Origin of the sequence: Pantoea sp. JZ2, from assembly GCF_035191405.1 — a bacterium.
Taxonomy (GTDB): domain Bacteria; phylum Pseudomonadota; class Gammaproteobacteria; order Enterobacterales; family Enterobacteriaceae; genus Pantoea; species Pantoea stewartii.
The window spans coordinates 1-18,998 of record NZ_CP045251.1; the positions used below are offsets into that span (position 1 = coordinate 1).

The 18,998-nt window shown below is 57.7% G+C and carries 23 protein-coding genes; 19 read left to right on the forward strand and 4 right to left on the reverse strand.

The window, feature by feature from the left end; all coding sequences use genetic code 11:
• The coding region (locus GC087_RS25070) for a CAP-Gly protein (RefSeq protein ID WP_088900884.1) at window positions 1-1,041 on the forward strand (1,041 nt) is incomplete at its 5' end.
• A 501-nt stretch (window positions 1,042-1,542) separates the two neighbouring features.
• Here GC087_RS25070 and tnpC read toward each other — a convergent pair.
• The 3 genes from tnpC to tnpA are packed head-to-tail and all read right to left on the reverse strand — an operon-like array spanning window position 1,543 to window position 4,089.
• On the reverse strand, window positions 1,543-3,123 hold the full coding sequence (gene tnpC, locus GC087_RS25075) for an IS66 family transposase (RefSeq protein ID WP_324030801.1): 1,581 nt from the start codon (window positions 3,121-3,123) through the stop codon (window positions 1,543-1,545).
• A 19-nt stretch (window positions 3,124-3,142) separates the two neighbouring features.
• Window positions 3,143-3,490: an IS66 family insertion sequence element accessory protein TnpB gene (gene tnpB / locus GC087_RS25080; RefSeq protein ID WP_088900885.1), complete on the reverse strand. Its 348-nt coding sequence runs from the start codon at window positions 3,488-3,490 to the stop codon at window positions 3,143-3,145.
• On the reverse strand, window positions 3,487-4,089 hold the full coding sequence (gene tnpA / locus GC087_RS25085) for an IS66-like element accessory protein TnpA (RefSeq protein WP_324030802.1): 603 nt from the start codon (window positions 4,087-4,089) through the stop codon (window positions 3,487-3,489). Before tnpA ends, tnpB begins: the two co-directional genes overlap by 4 nt.
• 101 nt (window positions 4,090-4,190) lie before the next feature.
• Here tnpA and GC087_RS25090 point away from each other — a divergent pair, with 101 nt between their 5' ends.
• The 16 genes from GC087_RS25090 (at window position 4,191) to GC087_RS25165 (ending at window position 15,751) form a co-directional block, all read left to right on the forward strand.
• Window positions 4,191-4,529, forward strand: coding sequence for a hypothetical protein (locus tag GC087_RS25090; protein ID WP_324030803.1), 339 nt, complete (start codon window positions 4,191-4,193; stop codon window positions 4,527-4,529).
• A gap of 326 nt (window positions 4,530-4,855) precedes the next feature.
• The gene (locus GC087_RS25095) at window positions 4,856-5,500 is read left to right on the forward strand and encodes a DNA methyltransferase (protein WP_324030804.1); all 645 of its coding nucleotides are present in this window, start codon (window positions 4,856-4,858) and stop codon (window positions 5,498-5,500) included.
• Between the two features lie 34 nt (window positions 5,501-5,534).
• Window positions 5,535-5,765, forward strand: a complete 231-nt coding sequence (locus tag GC087_RS25100; protein ID WP_324030805.1) for a YubE family protein — start codon at window positions 5,535-5,537, stop codon at window positions 5,763-5,765.
• Between the two features lie 460 nt (window positions 5,766-6,225).
• Window positions 6,226-6,663, forward strand: a complete 438-nt coding sequence (locus GC087_RS25105; protein WP_324030806.1) for an antirestriction protein — start codon at window positions 6,226-6,228, stop codon at window positions 6,661-6,663.
• A 45-nt stretch (window positions 6,664-6,708) separates the two neighbouring features.
• Window positions 6,709-7,146 carry a DUF1380 family protein gene (locus GC087_RS25110; RefSeq protein WP_324030807.1) on the forward strand — a complete coding sequence of 146 codons (438 nt, stop codon included), beginning with the start codon at window positions 6,709-6,711 and terminating at the stop codon, window positions 7,144-7,146.
• Between the two features lie 42 nt (window positions 7,147-7,188).
• Window positions 7,189-7,584 carry a DUF1380 family protein gene (locus GC087_RS25115; protein WP_324030808.1) on the forward strand — a complete coding sequence of 132 codons (396 nt, stop codon included), beginning with the start codon at window positions 7,189-7,191 and terminating at the stop codon, window positions 7,582-7,584.
• Between the two features lie 741 nt (window positions 7,585-8,325).
• The gene (locus GC087_RS25120) at window positions 8,326-10,314 is read left to right on the forward strand and encodes a ParB/RepB/Spo0J family partition protein (RefSeq protein WP_324030809.1); all 1,989 of its coding nucleotides are present in this window, start codon (window positions 8,326-8,328) and stop codon (window positions 10,312-10,314) included.
• Between the two features lie 744 nt (window positions 10,315-11,058).
• Window positions 11,059-11,322: a DUF905 family protein gene (locus tag GC087_RS25125; RefSeq protein ID WP_324030810.1), complete on the forward strand. Its 264-nt coding sequence runs from the start codon at window positions 11,059-11,061 to the stop codon at window positions 11,320-11,322.
• A gap of 67 nt (window positions 11,323-11,389) precedes the next feature.
• Entirely contained in the window at window positions 11,390-11,989 is a 600-nt protein-coding gene (locus GC087_RS25130) for a hypothetical protein (protein ID WP_324030811.1), read from the forward strand.
• Between the two features lie 53 nt (window positions 11,990-12,042).
• On the forward strand, window positions 12,043-12,363 hold the full coding sequence (locus GC087_RS25135; RefSeq protein ID WP_324030812.1) for a hypothetical protein: 321 nt from the start codon (window positions 12,043-12,045) through the stop codon (window positions 12,361-12,363).
• Window positions 12,364-12,436: 73 nt separating this feature from the next.
• The gene (locus GC087_RS25140) at window positions 12,437-12,754 is read left to right on the forward strand and encodes a hypothetical protein (protein WP_324030813.1); all 318 of its coding nucleotides are present in this window, start codon (window positions 12,437-12,439) and stop codon (window positions 12,752-12,754) included.
• Window positions 12,755-12,893: 139 nt separating this feature from the next.
• Window positions 12,894-13,166: an AbrB/MazE/SpoVT family DNA-binding domain-containing protein gene (locus GC087_RS25145; protein WP_029571206.1), complete on the forward strand. Its 273-nt coding sequence runs from the start codon at window positions 12,894-12,896 to the stop codon at window positions 13,164-13,166.
• Window positions 13,166-13,531: a type II toxin-antitoxin system PemK/MazF family toxin gene (locus GC087_RS25150; RefSeq protein WP_164483429.1), complete on the forward strand. Its 366-nt coding sequence runs from the start codon at window positions 13,166-13,168 to the stop codon at window positions 13,529-13,531. The genes GC087_RS25145 and GC087_RS25150 overlap by 1 nt, the downstream gene beginning before the upstream one ends.
• A gap of 721 nt (window positions 13,532-14,252) precedes the next feature.
• Window positions 14,253-14,516 (forward strand): hypothetical protein, encoded by a 264-nt coding sequence (locus GC087_RS25155; protein ID WP_324030814.1) that lies wholly within the window; start codon window positions 14,253-14,255, stop codon window positions 14,514-14,516.
• A gap of 97 nt (window positions 14,517-14,613) precedes the next feature.
• Window positions 14,614-14,862, forward strand: coding sequence for a hypothetical protein (locus GC087_RS25160; RefSeq protein ID WP_210512628.1), 249 nt, complete (start codon window positions 14,614-14,616; stop codon window positions 14,860-14,862).
• A 67-nt stretch (window positions 14,863-14,929) separates the two neighbouring features.
• Complete coding sequence (locus tag GC087_RS25165; protein WP_324030815.1) at window positions 14,930-15,751, forward strand: DUF932 domain-containing protein; 822 nt, start codon at window positions 14,930-14,932, stop codon at window positions 15,749-15,751.
• 55 nt (window positions 15,752-15,806) lie between these two features.
• Here the strand turns inward: GC087_RS25165 and GC087_RS25170 are convergent, their stop codons facing one another.
• Window positions 15,807-16,211 carry a mobilization protein MobC gene (locus GC087_RS25170; RefSeq protein ID WP_324030816.1) on the reverse strand — a complete coding sequence of 135 codons (405 nt, stop codon included), beginning with the start codon at window positions 16,209-16,211 and terminating at the stop codon, window positions 15,807-15,809.
• Between the two features lie 157 nt (window positions 16,212-16,368).
• Here GC087_RS25170 and mobA point away from each other — a divergent pair, with 157 nt between their 5' ends.
• Entirely contained in the window at window positions 16,369-16,710 is a 342-nt protein-coding gene (gene mobA / locus GC087_RS25175) for a plasmid mobilization protein MobA (protein WP_164483424.1), read from the forward strand.
• Window positions 16,710-18,671, forward strand: coding sequence for a TraI/MobA(P) family conjugative relaxase (gene traI / locus GC087_RS25180; protein ID WP_324030817.1), 1,962 nt, complete (start codon window positions 16,710-16,712; stop codon window positions 18,669-18,671). Before mobA ends, traI begins: the two co-directional genes overlap by 1 nt.
• The last annotated feature ends 327 nt before the right edge of the window (window positions 18,672-18,998 follow it).

The following is an 18,998-nucleotide window of genomic DNA, read 5'->3' on the forward strand; positions in this document are numbered from 1 at the left end:
ATGGAACTTGTAAAAGAAGCGGAACTGAACAGAAGCGTCTCGTGGGGCAGCATCATTGCGGGCGTGGTAACGGTAATGGCTGTGTCCCTGCTGCTGACCACGCTTGGGTCAAGCCTTGGTTTTTCAATGCTTTCACCTCAGTCTGACGATGTCATTAACGGTGCTGACAAGGCTGTTATTATCTGGTCAGTTATCTCGATAGTGCTGAGTCTGGCCTGCGGCGGTTTTGTGGCCGGCAGGCTGGCGGGCGCGGATGGAACCATCCATGGATTTCTCTCATGGGCCACATCCCTGCTTGTTGCTTCCGTGCTGGGCTTCGCCGCCGCTGGCGGCATTCTGCACATGGCGGGAAGCGCCGTTGGCGCAGCAGCATCTGCCACGGGTTCTGCTGTGAGTGGACTGGGCAGTGCCGCAGGAAAAGCATCGGGCGCAACAGCCGATATCGCTCAGAATATTGCTGACAGGCTCGGACTGAACACGCAGCTCACAGCCCCGCAGGCGGACAAACAGGTACTGGATGCGCTGCGCAGGAGCAACATTAAAGAACTTCAGCCGGAATTTCTGCAGTCCCAGCTTCAGGCAGCGGGGAGTGATATTGCAGATTCGGTCAAAGATTTGGCTGTTAACCCGGGCAACAGTGACGCCATTATTGATACGCTGAGCGGTAAACTGAAGTCACGGGCGGATGCGGTCAGCAAAGGTGTCGACAGGAATGAGGTGAAAAAAGCGCTGGCAGAAAATACCCGTCTGTCACCGGAAGAAGCGGACAGGGCCGTCGATAACTTCATTCAGGCGCGTGACAAAGCCGTTCAGGAGGTAAGCGACCGTATGGCCCGGCTCCAGAGTAATCTGAACGATGCGAAGGCGCAGTACGCGGAATTCAAAAAGCAGGCAAAAGAGAAAGCTGACGAAGCCGCCAGCGCAGCTGCAAAAATCGCTCTGTGGTCATTCATCGCTCTTCTGGCGGGGGCTGTTGTCAGTGCGCTGGCCGGTTTGTGGGGAGTAAATACTCACCCTGCCCACCGGAAAATCAGGGCCTGAAGAAACCGGAGAGCATAATAATTACGCAGGCATTCCGGTGCCCTTTTCTGATGTGTAGCTCATCTCTGGATTCAGCATAAATAAAAAGGGCTGCGGCTAAAGCCGCAGCCCTTTTGTCTGCTGAAAACTGCAACTGTCCCGGACGTGTCGGGTGCCTCCCGATAGGTCAGAAAAGCCAGAACCTGACCTGCCGTTTCTGCTCATTGCCAGGATGATTATGTTTGTATCTGACTTGGCCCCGCCGCTGAGGGGGATTCACGTCCGTTTGTTTACATCCATCAGATTTCCTGTAGAAAACTGAGCGGTGCCGGGTGCCTCCCGGTGAGTCAGGAATAGCCACAACCTGTCCCGCTTATTCTGCCAGGGCTTTCACCCCTTTTGTGGCTTAGCCCCGCCGCTTAGGGGGATTCACCGCATAAGAAAAATAGCACATTTATCACGATAACCTGAGGCATCTTTATTTATAACTGGCGCTGATGTGTTCCGGTCAGTAAAGAACTTTCACAGATCATTCAGGTTTTCTGGAATAAATCTCCACGGCAGCAGCTCACGTATACGGTTCACTGGCCAGTCCTGAATATGCCTCAGGACATAACGCAGCCATACCTCCGGGTCTATGCCGTTAAGCCGGCAGGTGCCGATCAGCGAGTAAAGCACGGCGGCGCGTTCACCATCGCTGTCTGAGCCGGCGAACAGCCAGTTTTTCCGGCCCAGGGCTACGCCACGCAGCGCGTTCTCCGCGATGTTGTTGTCAATTTCCGCCCAGCCGTTACCGCAGTACAGGTTCAGCGCCTCCCACTGTTTCAGCATGTAGGCGAACGCCTTTGCCGTATCCGAGTGGCGCGAGAGCACCGTCATCTGCGCCTGTATCCAGTCGTACAGCGACTGCATCAGCGGCACGGTCTGCGCTTTCCGGACCGCCAGCCGTTCCTCTGCCGGGCTTCCGCGTATCTCCGCCTCGATGGCATACAGCTCGCCGATGCGCTTCAGCGCTTCGGTAGTGATACCGGTCGGCGTGCGGGCATGAACGTCGTGGATTTTCCGCCGGGCGTGGGCCATGCAGGCCGCTTCCGTGATGCGGTCGTCTTTGTACAAGGCGTTGTAGCCCCCGTAGGCATCCGCCTGCAGGATGCCGCTGTACCCGGCGAGATGCTGTTGTGGATGAACGCCCTTACGGTCCGGCGAGTACGCGAACCAGACCGCCGCCGGCAGCTGCGAACCGGCGTTGTGGTCATCCCGTACGTACACCCACAGCCGGGCCGTCTGGGTTTTGCCGCTGCACGGCTCCTGAACCGGCACCGGGATATCGTCGGTGTGCACCTTACCCGGCATCAGTACGTACTGGCGCAGCAGGTCATACAGCGGCTCCAGCAGTTCGCTGACCGCGCCGGACCAGCGCCCCAGCGTGGCACGGCTCAGATCCACGCCCTGGCGGCGGTATATCTCCGACTGGCGGTAGTGAGGCGTGTGCTCCGCGAACTTCGCCGTGACGATGCGCGCCAGCAGGCCGGGGCCCGCGTAGCTGCGCTCAATGGGTTTTGATGGCATGGGGGCCTGAACGATGTGGTCACAGCGGCAGCAGGCCAGCTTCGGCCGCTGCGTCTCGATGACCTTAAAGGCGCTGCTGATGAGCTCCAGCTGTTCCGACACGTCGCAGCCCAGCGCGCTGAGCTCGCCGCCGCAGGCCGGACAGGCGGTTTCTGTCGGTGGCAGCATGCGGATTTCACGGTGAAGCGAGGCCGGTAGAGGTTTGCGGGCGGAAGACTGGCGCAGCGGCGGCGGAAGTACCGGGTCATGCTGTTCACCCAGGACCTCTGCCATCTCCTCCTGCAGGGCGCTGATGCGCTCCTCTGCCTGACGCACCTGACGCTGCGTTTTCTCCCGCAGCTTTTCGGAGCTTTTGCCGAACTGCATCCGCTGCAGCTTCGCAACCAGCGCTTTCAGCCGGCTGATTTCGCTGGCGTACGCCGCCACCCGCTGTGACAGGAGGCGGTTGTTTTCGGCCATCTGCTCAAGGCTTCGCTGCTGTGTGTCCAGCAGCGCCCTGAGGCGGGCATTTTCTGCAGAAAGTGAGCGTTCCATGCGCTCACATTACGCCGGTTCAGAGGCGCAGGCCAGGAGGATTTATCCGCTGCGGATGCTTCCAGTTAATGCCTTCCAGCAGCATGGCCAGCTGGGCCTGCGTGAGGTGCACCCTGCCGTCCCGGTTCACCGGCCAGACAAAGTGCCCCCGCTCCAGCCGTTTTGTGAACAGGCACAGGCCGTCCGCATCGGCCCAGAGGATTTTCACCATATCGCCGCGCCTGCCCCTGAAGATAAACAGGTGGCCACCAAACGGGTCTGCCCGCAGCGTGTTCTGTACCTTCGCCGCCAGCCCGTTGAAGCTGCAGCGCATGTCTGTCACGCCGGCAACCAGCCAGATGCGTGCGCCTGACGGAAAGCTAATCATACCTCACTCTCACGGAGCTCACTGACCAGCGCCCGCAGCAACTCCGGTGTCACGGGGCCGGTAAGGCTCAGGGTGCCTCCAGGCAGCGTCAGCTTACAGCTGATAACGGGGGGCGAATCCGGCGTGCCGCTGTTCTGCCTGACCGGGACAGGAAAAGGCTCAACCATGACGGGTATCATCCCGGCGCGCGTGGCGGGGTCCAGCAGGCCCTGACGATGCAGATTACGCCAGTTAAATACCAGGTTATCGTTAACGCCATGTTGCCGGGCCAGTTCTGCCACACAGGCCCCCGGCAGCAGGCTCAGCTCCGCCATGCGAATTTTGAACTCCAGCGGCCAGTCCGGGCGCCGCTTTTTCACGGGCAGATTCGTTTCCAGATTGAAAGCATAGAGCTCCTCCTCAAGCCGTTCCGGCGTGTAGTTTTCGGGCAGCGGCCAGTTAATACCCGTACGGCGAAAACGCTTGAACATTTTATGCGTAGCGGAAGTGCTGATATTCAGTTGCTCAGCGATTTCACGGTAGGTCCGGGCGTCGTTAAACCGCAGGCTGAGTGCTGTAGTGATCCAGGGTCTGCTGATGTAAGGCGTGTTTCTGTCCACGGTAGTGTCCATGTTCGTGAAAGTGTCCATGGTAGGAAACACAGGCAGAAATGGAAGACGGTGTGTATGTGACGCTTACAAATGAAACAGGGCGGTGACGTATGAATACCTGGCTTGTCAGCTGGCAGGAGGAGGTGGGCAGCACCTCGCACGAGTATCACATGCTGCTCAGGGGAAGCGACTTCCCCTTGGCGGAGGCCGCGTGCGAACGGATGGGCGATAACTGGTGGCCACCGGAGCGGCCCGTCTGCTCACAGGGCTGCTACTGGCAGTTTGAACGGGGCAGCGTCTGGCTCAAAAGCATCGTCCTGCTTGATGACCGGGAGGCCGACACCCTGACCGGCCTGCGGTTCCTCGATGAGTGGGCGGTAAGCGGCACGCCGGCTGCGCCCGTCATCTGTGACCGCAGCGACTGCCGGTGGGAAGATTACCGGCCCTGACATTGCCTCCGGATGCCGCCCCGACCGGCGGCATCTCTTCAGTAAGGAATAATGAAGTCGCTTCGCTCCGCTTTTTTGCCGGTTTCCGTCCGCCGGCCGGAAACCGGCCGATGCAAAGTGCCGTGCCCTCACTGTAGCCGGGCCGCTTCGCCTGCAAGGGAAGCTTCGCCGCCATCCTCACCCGTTCCCCGCCGTGCGCGGGACATTCAGTCCGCTCCGGCGGCGCCTGCGGCTTCCGGTGTCGCCCCTGCCTGCTCCGCTTTTCGCCCGTCTTTGTGGTGGTCACGGCACCACAGGGGTGCCCCCTGAAACTGAGGAGCATAACTATGTCCCGATTCATGCGTGGCGACAGCGTACAGATCATATCCGGCTTTCCGGATAACAGCATCGATTTCATTCTCACCGATCCGCCGTATCTCGTCGGCTTTAAGGACCGGTCCGGCCGTTCGATCGCCAACGACGTTAACGATGAGTGGGTGCTGCCGGCGAGCCAGCAGATGTTCCGCGTACTCAAAAACAACAGCCTGGCGGTGAGTTTTTACGGCTGGAACCGAGTGGACATCTTTATGCAGGCCTGGAAGGCGGCGGGCTTCCGCGTCGTCGGGCACCTTGTTTTCACTAAAACCTACGCCTCGAAATCGGCCTTTGTCGGGTATCAGCACGAGAGTGCCTATCTGCTGGCCAAAGGACGCCCGCCGCTGCCGGCTAAGCCATTACCCGACGTGATGCCCTGGCAGTACACGGGCAACCGCCACCATCCGACCGAAAAGCCGGTAAACGTGCTACAGCCGCTCATTGAAACTTTCACGAAGCCCGGCGATCTGGTCCTGGACCCCTTTGCCGGCTCAGGCTCGACCTGCGTCGCCGCGGATCAAAGCGGGCGCCGCTGGATTGGGATCGAACTGCTGGAGCAGTACCACACCGCCGGCCTGCGTCGTCTCGGCGAACTGCGCGCCGCCCGGGCCGCCTGATTTTTTCCCTTAACCAGACCAGAAGGACAGCACCATGACAGACCAGACAGTGAATACAGAACTGACTCAGCTCGCCGACGACGTTAACGACCTGGAAGAATCGCTTTACGAGTTTCATCTGAGGCTGCGGGACATGGTTAAGCGCAACCTTTACCGAGGCGCCTCGCCGGCGCAGAAAATGGCCGGCGTCCTGATTGAGGACATGGATTTGCAGCTCCTGGAGCTTTACCGAAGGGCCGCCCTGATGCGCAAGCACCTGAACTGATATACCGGAGTGGTCATTTTATGACCACTCCTTTTCTGTTCGCGGGTACTGCCGCCGCGGCGCTTTTATCCACAGGGTTCCGGCCGGTTTATGCACCGGGCTGTGGACAACAGGCAATAAGGAGGTTGCTGCGCGCCACTTTATGCCGCCTTGCGGCGGGACAGGGCAGAAAACCCGGTCCGTGCGGTCTGCGGCCGGTGCCGTGCCTTCACTTTAGCCCGACCGCTGCGTGATCAAGAGATCGCTTCGCTCGCCTCCTCCCCCGTTCGCACTCCCTCCGCCGCGCTTACTCCCGTCGCACTTCCGCTCAGTATTCGCGTCAGCGCCGTGCGTAATCACGGCTCCGCTCGCTTGCGCTGCGGCCTCGTCGTCGCTCCTGATCACTCCGCTTTTCGTCGGGCTGTCATTCAGGCACGGCACAGGCCGGAACGGTAACCCCCCTTGACTGCGGAGATGTCTGATGAACACACAACCCCACGTTTTCCCGCCAGCGTCTGTCCTGGCAGATTTTGTGAACCTGCGTTTTCTGCCTTCCCTGTTTGGCCATGACTACGCGCAGGCCGAAAACAACGTTTACCTCTATGCCAGCCGCTATCTGGCCAACTATGACGGCACGGTCTGGGATTTCGTACCGCTGCCAGGCGGCGGGGGCTACATGAAGCCGGAAAGGGAAGAACGCTACATGTATTCAAACCCTTATCACTGGACGGAACTGGAAATCAGCGCCGACGCAGCGGGGATCATCATCACGGCGCTGGTACTTAACCACCGTAGCTGGCTCTACGACCGTCACGACGATGAGGAACTGTGTGCGCATTTCTGCCAGCGCCACCGCCAGCTGATGGAGTTTGTGAAAACCCATCCCGAAGCCGCCGCCATTTTCTGCGCACTGAACTGATAACCCACGGGGCGGCGGGGCCGCCCCTCTCAGGAGGAATGAAACATGTACGGAACCGTTAAAGAAATTTGTGAGCAACTGCGCCAGCGCTACAAATCCGACGAACTCATGACGCTGATTATCTGGACAAAGGAGGATGTGATCGCCGTCCTTGACGATGAAAGCGTGTCGGCGGAGGCCGCCGATGAAATTCTCTGTCGTATCGCCAGCGTGGACGCGCAGCACGAATATGGCGTGAGCCAGGACACCTTACAGGCGATTGCCGACATGATGCGTGACGAGAAGGAGCTGGCCCGCGAGGTGACGTTGCCCGCCACCGCAGCGGAAACCGTGGTGCGTCTGGCGTGGGAATTTATGCGGCTTCACGATGCGCAGAGCGGGGAAGACGGTGCCGCCGCGCGTCTGTATCCGGCTCAGGCCGAAGCGCTTCGTCGTGTCGGGGCCGCGCTTGAGCAGCAGCGCAGCGAAACCGTCAGCATCTGATCATGCGGGGCGGCGGGGCCGCCCCTTTGCGGAGGAAAAACCATGTACGGGACCGTAAGCCAGTTGTGCCACCGCCTCAAAACCGAGTTTCAGGGCGAGGAAAAAATCACGCTGATCATCTGGCGTAAAGAGGACGTGATGAAGGTACTCAGCGAGGAGCACATCACGGAGGAAACCGCCGCCGAAATCGTGTGCGACCTCTCGACATGGGACAGGGATGCACAACACGAGGCGGGCGTGGGGGCAGAAACTCTTCGCGTGATTGCCAGCGGCATCCGATACGCTGCCGCACGGCGTAACCGGCCGGTGACTGTCACCGCGTCCGATCTGGCTGTTCTGGCCGAGGCCGTTGAGCGCTTACTGAATACGGGGGGCGATGACGATCCCAGCGCCATTGAAGAAGCGCTCAGACGGGCTTACCACGCCTTAAATCAGTAACAGCGGCAAGCAGGGCAGGGAGGCCCGCTGCCGGTTTTGGGCGGGCGAACCCCCCTTCGCCTGCGGCGGCGAAACGGCAGGGCGCGCCTGACGGCGCAGCCGCCGTACCGCCTCTGACAAGAGTATTCTTCAGCGCGACGTTTACCGCCATTTTTTCAGGCCTTTCTGTCGTGATGCGCGAGCGCCTCAGCGGGTTCTGCCCGTGTCACCCGAAAAAAATGCTGCCACACCGGGCGTCCTGTCGGCTGTCATGCTTCGCACAGAGCCGGCGAGCCGTCTCTGCCCGGCCCCGTTCCGGGGCAGCGGGTTTCCATCCTGACGCAACGGCTGCAACCGGCTGTCGCCGGTGCTTTCACCGCCCTGGCAAAATACCGCCAGGGCTCTTATGCGCAGTGCCCTGCCGCTGCGTTTCTCCGCGCGGCCGGCACTGCGGTGCTGTCCGCCTCATTCCCTCTTTCATCATGCCGGTTTACGCCCACACCGGGGCTGATACAGCCACGGTCCGCCTTGCCGTCCAGGATGGAATAAACAGCGTGGACATTTTTTCATGAAGCCGGAAAAAATGTCCCGCTGTCCTGGTCGGTCTGCGTTGGACCGCGCCAGTTAACGCCCCTGCGGCGTGGGATCTCAACCGGGTGATGAAACACCACAGGAAACCACAGCCGTTCAGCTCACAGGTCAACACCGCGGCGGAGAAACTCACCGGGTGATGATTTTTAAAAGCCTAAAAGGGGATATGCCATGTCAGTACACGAAACTATGCCGGAAACCACCACGAAACCCGCTGTAAAAAAGGGCGGTAAAAAAGCCACAGCCCCCCGCGCCAGCGTGGAGGCGGTACTGGAGAATGCCGTCACCGTCATGCACACACAGGATCAGCTTACCCTGTCACCGCATCAGGCCCGTAACATGGCGCATACAGACAGCGAAATCCGTGAGCTTGCTGACTCCATTGCCCGTGTCGGACTGCTCCAGAACCTTGCAGGCCACACGATGCCTGACGGCAAAACCGGTATCTGTGCAGGCGGTGGTCGCATGAAAGCGGTGATGTTACTGACAGCCGAAGGGCGCTGGCCAGCCGACCGGCCTCTGCCCGTCCTGATGGTGCCGGAGGACATGGCGCGTGTGGTATCCATGACCGAGAACGGCAAACGCCGCGACATGCACGTTTCCGAACAGATTGTTAACTTCCGCGCGCTTACGGAGGAAGGCCGCAGCGAAGGGCAGGTGGCCGACCTTCTGGGGTTCAGCGTGGCCCATGTCAGACGCTGCCTCAAACTTGCCGACCTCTCTCCCGCGCTGATGTGCCTGCTGCGAGAGGATCGCATTACGGTCGCCCACTGTCAGGCGCTCACGCTTGCCGGAACCCCTGAGCGGCAGGATCAGATTTGGGAAGCGGCGGTCGCAAAGGTGTACGGCGGCAACCTGCCGTCTCCTGACATGCTGAAGCGCCTCGCCACGGATACCGACATCCGTACAACCAGTGCGCTGTTTAATTTTGTGGGGCGGGAGGCTTACGAGACGGCAGGCGGAGCCGTGCAGGAGGACTTATTCAGCGATGATGAGGGCGGCTGGGCCGATGCGCTGCTCACTGAAAAGCTGGCGCTTGAAAAGCTGAGGGCCGTAGCGGAAGACGTGCGCGGACGTGAAGGATGGGGGTTTGCCGAAGCGCGGCTGTCTCAGGTAAAGACCTGGGCTGATCGTGACACATGGTGTTTTCTGCCGGAGCCGCAGCCGCAGTTTTCCGCAGAAGAAGCAGAGCGCGTGGCGCAGCTTGAGTTTGTCATTGAAAATTACGAATTTGATACTGATGAGGATGAACAGGCCGCGTATGAGGAACTCGCGGCTCTGACTGCAACCGCAATCACGCGCGGCTGGCTTACAGAGGATAAGGCCCGTAGCTGGATCGTTGTCTCTCTGGATGACGGTGAGGTAGTCATCCAGCGGGGTCTGGCCCTCGTTGCTGACCAGCAGACAGAAACTGAGGAGGACGGAACTGACGACAGTGAAGCAGACAGAGGTCAGGCTTCGCCGCCTGAAAAAGGCGTTGAGGCGTATTCTGCGGCACTGGTCAGGTCAATGTCCTGTGAGCGCACTCTTGCCGTCCAGGCGGCGCTGTTTCAGCAGCCAGACACTGCCCTCACGCTGCTCACCTGGACGCTGTGCCGACAGGTCTTCGGGGGAAGTGGGCTGGGCCATTCCCCCGTCAGTATTACGCTGAATACCCGAACCGGAGCCATGTCAGCTCAGGCTCATACCGGAACAGACGGGCGGGGATACCGCGAAATGCAACACGAAGAAGGGGCGTTACGTGAACTGCTGCCGGAGGGATGGAAACTCGATTTTACCCTGCTCGCTGCGCTGCCCCACGATACGCTGAAACGCCTGCTGGCGTTCTGCGTGGCATCGTCACTCGACGGTGAACAGGTTCGCGTAAATGGTCATACACCCGACAGTGCGCTTGATGCCACCGAGATGGCGCTGTTCTTCCACCTTCGCGACTGGTGGCAACCGGATGCGGCGTTCTTCGGACGCATGAGCAAGGCGCAGACTGCCGATGCTCTGGAGGCCGCAGGGCGCGGCGATCTGGCCAGAGGGGCAGAAAAGATGAAAAAAGGAGACGCTGCTGAACTGGCGGCGCAGACCTTAGCGGATTCCCGCTGGCTGCCTGAATGGCTCAGTGCCCCGCTGCCGGATACCGACAGCGAAAGCGCCACTAAACACGACTGACAGCAGGGTGCAGGGCAGGGAAGCCCGCGCACCTTCTGGCTCCGGCGGGAAACCCTGCCGCCTGCGGCGGCGGTGCGGGAAGCCCCGCGCCTGACGGCGCGGCCACCACACCCTTTTCTGATAACGGTATTCATCATAATGCCGTTCACCTCCATTTTTTCAGGCTGGTTAAGGTGAACAGGTGGCCTGAATTGCCCTTTTCTCCCGTAACACTCAGGTCAAATGCTTTTACCCCGGGCGTCCGGGCGGCTGTCATGCTTCGCACAGAGCCGGCAGGCCGTCTCTGCCCGGGACCGGCCCCGTTCCGGTTCCGGTCCAGCGGGTTTCCATCCTGACGCAACGGCCGCAACCGGCTGTCGCCGGTGCTTTAACCGCCCCGGCAAAAAGCCGCCGTGGCTCTGTGGCCAGCCCGCGGTTGCGGGCTGCAAATTCCCCTTCTGACGTCTTTCCCGCTATTTCGGTCATGCCTTGCGCGGAGGGCCTGTCGTAGCACCGCCGGTTCGTGCAGAAAGGGGTGAAATGTACGCCGCCAAAAACTTTTCGCCAGGGGCCGCAAAAACTTTTTGTCGTCGCCCCTTTATGCCCTCACTTCGTCGTCGCAACTCTGCCCTTCGCCGCGAAAGGCCAGACCGGAAAAGAAAAAAGCCGCGTCAGAGGAAGCCTTTTTTCGGCCCGCATCCGGTCGGCTGGTCTGCCAGCGCTTCAGGAGCCGGAATTTTCAGGCAAATAAAAGGAGTCCTGCCCGTGAACACGACGATCCCCCCTTACCGCGGCACAGCCGATCAGAAACCTTCTGTGGGGCTGCCGTCCGGCCCGTTTGGCCGTCAGACCGCCAGCGCTCTGGTGAGCGAATACCGTAACGTTTTCATCGAGAACGACGCGGGTACGCACTTTCAGTTAGTTATCCGCGATGCGCAGGGCGGGCTGATCTGGCGGGCGTGGAATTTTGAAGCTGAGGCCGGATTCGGCCTTACGACCTACATCAGGGAATACGGCGTCAGACGCTGAAAAACAAACCTGGCTGAGCGGTTATTCAGCCTGGCCCGACCCGAATCATTATTCAGGAGATCACACCATGTCAGAGAGCCAGCACAGCGTAAAACTGCTGCCCGTCCTTACCGCTTCCACGTTACGTTCGCCTGTGTCGCAGGCCGATATTGCACGGGTTATGGGGGCGTATTGCTTTATCCAGCTCGATAACGGCGATGAGGCATTTTATCACCACGGGCATTTTGTTACCTGTTCCGATGCAGGCAGTAACGAACCCTCCGTTGTCGATATTGCCCGCCAGTCTGCCCGCGCCGGAGGCATGCCGCTCCGGATGTTTGAACTTCCACTGCCCGTCCAGGGGGATGAGGAATGGTGCTGGAATGACGTTGCGGAGGCGCTTGCCCGCAGTGCCATGACAGAAAAAGTCAGAGCGTCAGTGACCGTCACCGGCTGTATGACAAAGCTGGGCGGCAGGGGCATCCATTTCTGCTCTCATCCCCTGCTGAGCGGCGTTAACAGCAACCTGTGGTTTCCTGTCGGTGAGAATGAAGACTGGTTTTCGGCGGTTGAGCGGGTTCTTGTCATGAATGGCCTGGCTGAAAACCTGACGGCGCTTGATCCGCTGCGTGACTGCAAAGAATACACTGACTGGAAAGCCACTTATAACCGCAAAGTCATTATCTGATAAAACGGGGCCGGACACGTCCGGCCCGTTCTGACACGAATGAGGTACGTTACATGCATAGTTTTTCATTACCTGAATGCCACACGCTCAGAGCGGCTGAAACCCTGAACGTTGCCGATTTATGCTGCCTGGCAGAACTGGTGACGGATCGCCTGCCGTTTGATGCAGACAATGCCAGCCGTGTAGGCGCAGCCGCTGCCGCTCTGACCGCCTTCGCCCGCTATACCGGACTGAATACCGACGGCGAACCCGCCGAAACCGTTATTGTCGATTTCCTGACTGACCTTATGCATTTATGCAGTGAAACCGGTATGCCGCTCTGCGAAATGCTGCTGACGGCCAGCCGTCACTGGCAGGATGAACAGGACGCGTAGCGCACCAGCCTGCGCGGGCCAAGTAACCGCGTGACAGGCACAGCTTTAAACTTGCTTTCGGAGACAGGCGATCATGATCACGTCACTGAGCTACACAGAACAAAGATTCAAAGAAATTAAGGCATGTCTCAGTTTCCTGCGCGAACTTGTGAGCCAGCCGGATGAGGAAAATCGTGAGGAACTGATGCAGGGTACGCTGTGGCGCTTAGCCGGTGAGATCACAGGAACCGTGACTGACTGGACACTGGCCCGGCCCAGGCTGCCCCTTTCTTCCGTCCAGGCGTGGGCCGAGGCCATCAGTCTGGTACGAACCCAGCCTGATGGCCTCGGTGATTATCTCTGCCGGTCGGCAAAAAAGGAACTCAAAATGATGCTTCAGTCTGATTCCTAGAAGGGAAATGCGTGCATCATCTGGATACTTACGCGTTATATCTGAACGAAAAACAGAAGATTTAATCGCCGATAAAGTGTGACTTTGTTTCACAACGTGCTATTATAAGTGTGACAAAGTTACACACACCGGAGGGCGTATGACAGTAACAAAACTGAGGCAGCAGGGCGGGGCGGTTGTGCTGACCATTCCAAGCGACATTGCAGCCAGAGCAGGCTGGAGCGTTGGCACACTGCTGGACGTTACCGCAGACGGGGATGCCGTGAGTATTCGCCCGTCAGGTCGCGTTGCCCGTGGTCGTAAGACGGTGGCGCAGCTACTGGCAGGGATTGACCAGGATGAAATCCGCCAGTTCAACGACGAAATCAGCGACGGCGCGAATGACAGACCTCAGGGAAGGGAGTTTATCTGATGGTATCGCGCAGAATCCCGCAGAAAGGTGAAATCTGGCACGTTAACGGCGATCCGGTTGAGGGAAAGGAGTTTAAAGGGCCGCACTATTACCTTGTGATTTCTCCCAGGGAGCTTGTTGCGGCGCTGGGAACGGCGGTATGTGTACCGATAACGAGTGGCGGTGGGGCCGCGCGTTCGCAGTCCGTGACGGTCTGGTTAGACGGAGACAGCACCGAATCGGGTAAGGTGACGGGCGTTGCACTTTGCTATCAGTTACGTTCGCTCGACCTGGCTGCCCGTAAGGCCACTTACAGCACAAAGGTGGCTCCCCACATCATGGACGAGATCCTGTCGATGGTCGTGGATTTAATCGACCCGCGCTGAAAGGCGCGGTTTCACTTTCTGCATTCTGCGCGGCGCAGCTCCGCAACAAAAAACGCAAGGGCCGGACAGCGCCGGTGCTGCCGCACCGGCCTTATCCGTTTTTGTGCACATCAAAGCAATCCGTTTCCTGGTATCCGTGTTCCTTCTGACTTTCCTTTTCTGTTTCTTTTTCAAAAGCCACTTCACGGGCAGGGCCATGGCCCCCTTCGGCTCCTGCCCTGGCGGGCAGTCGTCAGCCTCACTCCGCTAAGGCGGCAGAGCCGCCAAGCTCCGCCGAACCCGCGGGCGGGTTCGTGTAGAGTCTGATGGCGAAGGTCAACGTCAACGGCTGCTGACGGCTGGCGCCGTCGCTTTCACCGCCCCGGCAAAAAGCCGCCGTGGCTCTGTGGCCAGCCCGCGGTTGCGGGCTGCAAATTCCCCTTCTGACGTCTTTCCCGCTGTTCCGGTCATGCCTTGCGCGGAGGGCTTGTCGTAGCACCGCCGGTTCGTGCAGAAAGGGGTGAAGTGTACGCCGCCAAAAACTTTTCGCCAGGGGCCGCAAAAACTTTTTGTCGTCGCCCCTTTATGCCCTCTCTTCGTCGTCGCAACTCTGCCCTTCGCCGCGAAAGGCCAGACCGGAAAAGAAAAAATCCGCGTCAGAGGAAGTCTTTTTAGGCATCTGCATCCCTCCGGTCACACCGCAGCGCGCTGCATAAACCGGATCTCACAGCATGAGGATTTCATGATGAAAAACGTATCAGCCTCCAGCATCCAGGACACGCAGGATTTGTCCCTCGATGCCTTTATGGACCTGTGTGACTACGTATGGACGCACGGCGAATTCCTGGGGCCGTCTGGCCTGTCGCGTGATGATTTTAACGGGCTGGAGGTGATTGATGAGCCGACAGAAGAACCGGACGCGCGGAAAGTTTACATGCGCGACGGCTGGCCGGTTGCCGTTTACGAGTTTGATATCGGTTACACCGTGATCCGCCGCTCGTACTGACGGGCAGAAAGGAAAAAGGGCGGAAATTCCGCCCGTTTACCCCGGATGACACGACCAAATGACCGTCCGGAACGTCAACAGCAATAAGGAGTAAATCATGAAAACTGCTGACCGCAGCATCATCACACCCTCTGCCGGGTATGTAAAGCCCGGGGGTAAATCATCTCATACCCGCCATCGTCACACCGATCCGGATTTGTGTGAGATTCCGGATGAAATTCGGGCACGTGTCCGTCACGTGGCGCACTGCGTCCGCAAGCGCAGAGCCGTTCGTGTCCCAGCCATGAGCAGCAGTGAATGGGGCCAGTTTCTCCGTTCGCTGGAGATCCATCGTGCTGTTGCCTGACTGATTGCCTGCCGCCCCGAGACAGGGCGGCATTACCCGATAATCTCAAATCCGGAGTGTGACAATTATGGCCCGTTTATTTAATGGTTTTCGTTCTGCAAACAGCATTCGTCGCGACCGCCCACTTACTGATGAAGAACTGCGTCAGATTGTCCCCAGCGTGTTTTCTGAAGATAAACATGATTCACGCAGTGACCGCTACACCTATATCCCTACAAGCCATATTCTGACGCGCCTGCGTAAAGAAGGTTTTGAACCGTTCTATGCCTGCCAGCAGCGCGTGCGCGATCAGGGGCGCGTCGGTCATGCAAAACACCTGCTGCGCCTGCGTCGTCGTGATCAGATTATTGCCTCAGAAGTCTCGGAAATTATTTTGCTAAACAGCCATGACGGCAGCAGCAGCTACCAGATGATCCCCGGACAGTTTCGCAGCATCTGTTCCAACGGCATGGTGTGCGGAGAAGTGTATGGCGAAATCCGTGTGCCGCATAAAGGCGACATTATCAGTCAGGTGGTTGAGGGGGCTTATGACATTCTTAAACGCTTTGAGGCGATTGAACATTCACGCGATGAAATGAAGCTTATCCAGCTTGATCATCGTGAACAGGTTGCCTTTGCTGAAACGGCGCTGGAGTTTCGCTATGATGGCCAGCATATTCCGGTCACTGCTGATTCAGTTCTGCAGGCGCGCCGAAAGGCAGACAATCCGAATGACCTCTGGACTGTTTATCAGCGTACTCAGGAGAACATCATTCGTGGTGGATTACGTGGCCGGACCGTGAAGGGATCAGTGACAAAAACCCGAGCGATAAACGGCATTGACGGCGACATAAAAAACAACCGTTTTCTCTGGTCCCTTGCCGAAAAAATGAAAGAACTTAAATCCTGATTTGTGGAACGGGGGCACTGAAAACCCCCGTTTTTTTTCGGCCTTTATCACTTCGCTACCGCGTCACGCCCTCATTACCCGCACCCGTTACCGTACTTTTTACCTTTCTGTCACGTGCCTGTTTTTTTCCTTTCCCGTTGTCTTTCAGAACATCGGAAATCGCCCTTTCACTGAAACCAAACTGCATTTCATCCAGTGCCGATTTTATGTCTTTTGCGTTGTAGCCTTTTTCTTTTGCCAGCATCAGAATGGTGCCACGGAGACTTTCCAGCACTTCATTTCTGGTAATACGTTTTGGTGACAAATCTGGCAGATTTTCCAGCCTGGATTTTGCCTCATCAATCTGCTCTTGTGTGAAAAACTGCTGTGTAGCCATAACACCCTCCAGTGGAAATATCAAAAAAGATGATTCTGCCCCGTAATAATGGAAATTTCCAGCTCCCACCTCCCATGACGCCAATTTACTTCTGGTGATTAAAGTGCCAAAATACAGTAATGAAATTCAAAGACGGGACAGGAAATGTTTTGTGACCACCGCCAGCACGCTGGCAGTGATTCCCAAAACGACCTGCTCAGGGCTCCGCCCCGAGACCCGGGTTAAGTGCCAAGGTTGAGTTATGTCGAAAAGTGAAAAGCGTCAGAGGGAAAAGCTGGTTAAATGCCGTTGCACAGATGCTGAATACGAGGCCATCAACAGGAAGGCCATTGCAGCAGGGCTGACGACATCTGAATACCTGCGTCGATCCGCGCTCAACCGCCGCATTACCGTTCGAACCGACATTCGTATGATGAACGAACTGCTACGCCTCGGCGGTCTGCAGAAGCATCTCTACACCCAAATGCAAACGAACATGACGACCGAGCTGAGCCTTCAGTTTTCTGAAGTGCTGACCAGTATCAGGGATGCCATTAACGCGCTGGATATGACGCCTGTCCCTGTCGAGGAAATGAAAGACTGATGAACGTTATCATCCCGCCGAAGCGTCGCGACAAGAAGACCAGCTTTAAGAAGCTGGTTGACTACGTGAGCACGCGTGAGGAAAAAAAACCAACGGAAGCCGCAACACGTGAAGTGGTTCATGATGCCAGCACTGAGTACGTTTCCACGCCGGGTTTCGGTCAGCTGGTCGACTATGTCGGGCGCAAAAGTGCTGCTGCGGCTCCACAGATTATCAGCATTTCACCAGAGGGCACTCAGCGCGTACTCTCTGGTGAAGTGCTGTGTGAAACAAACTGCTTCTCGCTAGACACTGCCGCGTCAGAGATGAATCTGACAGCATCACAGAACCGTCACTGCAAAGACGCGGTATATCACTTTATTCTTTCCTGGCAGGACGATGAAGACCCATCGCCTGACGCGGTGTTCAGTTCCGTCCGCTATTGCCTTAAGCAGCTTGGCATGGAGGAGCATCAGTATGTTGCTGCTATTCATCGCGACACTGATAACCTTCACTGCCATGTTTCAGCAAACCGCGTACACCCCAACACGTTTACTGCGCAGAACATGTGGAACGATGCCGACACGCTGCAAAAGTGCTGCCGCGTGCTTGAGCGTGAGTTTGGTTTCAAAGTGGATAACGGCAGCTGGCATATGGATGAGGCTGGTGAGCTTCACCGTACCCGTCGCGAGATGCCTTCTGCTCCGCGTGGCGCTGCAAAACGCGAAATCTTTTCAGACAAAGAAAGCCTGCACGGCTATGCCGTACGCGAAACCCGTCAGCCTTTGTCTGACGCAGTTGCGCAGGACGCACTGAGCTGGGACCGCCTGTATAATATTCTCTATTCCAGAGGGCTGGGCCTGCGGGAGCAGAACGGCGGACTTGCTGTTTATGATCTGCTTCATCCTGAAAGCGTCAGCGTGAAGGCATCCGATGTGCATCCGGATATCAGCCTGACGGCGATGGTCAGAAAGTACGGGGACTTTCAGCCTGCGCCGCCAGTCAGCAATCCAGAACGTCCCGAGGACGGTATTCTTCATATGCAAACCTGCTACATGCCGCAGCTTCATGTGCGCGATCAGGAAGCTCGTCGCGAACGACGTGAAGCCCGTGCTGTCGCTCGTGACATCCTCCGCGCACGCTATGATGCCTACCGCAGCGGATGGGAGAAGCCGGACCTGCGAACGGGCGAACGTTTCCGTCAGATTGCGGCGCACTGCGTGGCAGTTAAAGCCAGCGTACGAAATACCGTCAGGGATCCGCTGATGCGTAAACTGATGTACCGTGTTGCTGAGTTCGAAAAGATGAAGGCGATGGCTGAACTTCGCCTGCAGCTGCGTGAGGAGCGTCAGGCACTCAGCGAAACCGGGGCGAACAGACCGCTGAGCTGGAAGTCATGGGTTGAGCGCGAAGCGACAAAAGGAGATGCGGCGGCGCTCAGTCAGATGCGCGGCTGGGCCTATCGCGAGAAACGTGCTGCCCGTAAGCAGGGAAGTGCGTGGCCAGAACCGAATGCCGTTATTCATTTCGGGCCGGGTGACAATGTGCCTTCGTTTAAGTCCAGCGAACATGAAACGCGAGTACTGCGAGACGGCACAGTCAGCTATCTGCGCGACGGTAAGCCAGCCGTAACCGACTTTGGTGACAGGGTCGAGATTTACCCAGCGCCTGACAGCAAGTCTGATCGCTTTAACAATGATCTTGCTGCAGAGCTTACAGCCTGGCGCAGCGGAGAGAGCACAGCGCTGACGGGTGAGCAGAAAGCTGTGAACCGCGTGCTGTATTCCGGGGTAGTGAGAAACATCACTAAACGTGACGGCCGAGAATTTAAAGTCAGTGATCCTAGACTGATGGCCAGCGTTCATGCCACGGAAGACAGCCTGCGAAATCAGAATGTGCAGCCGGAACTGAAACAGGCCGAGCCGCAATTCAAAGACGATGAAAATGTGCGCATTTCAAACAGAGATTTACAGCGTCCATAAGGGGGCGAGCAGAGAAAATTAAATAATTGATAAACCAAATCATTTAGCGCTGATTGCACAGGGTTGAAGGCCTGTACAACCAGCTAACCTTAACAACCTGCGTTGGAGGCTGCTATGGCTGCCGAGGATCATAGTCAATTTTCACATCTGAGCAAGTTTTTTCCCGAACTGACTGAAATACAGTCAGCACATGTCTGTATGCTCGTAATATCATCATGGTCAGCTGAGGAAATAGCGAAATACCGTGATATCACAGTTGACACTGTCAAAGACTCACTAGTTGCAGCTCAGAAACGTCTCAGGGCAGATAATATGAAAATACTCCGA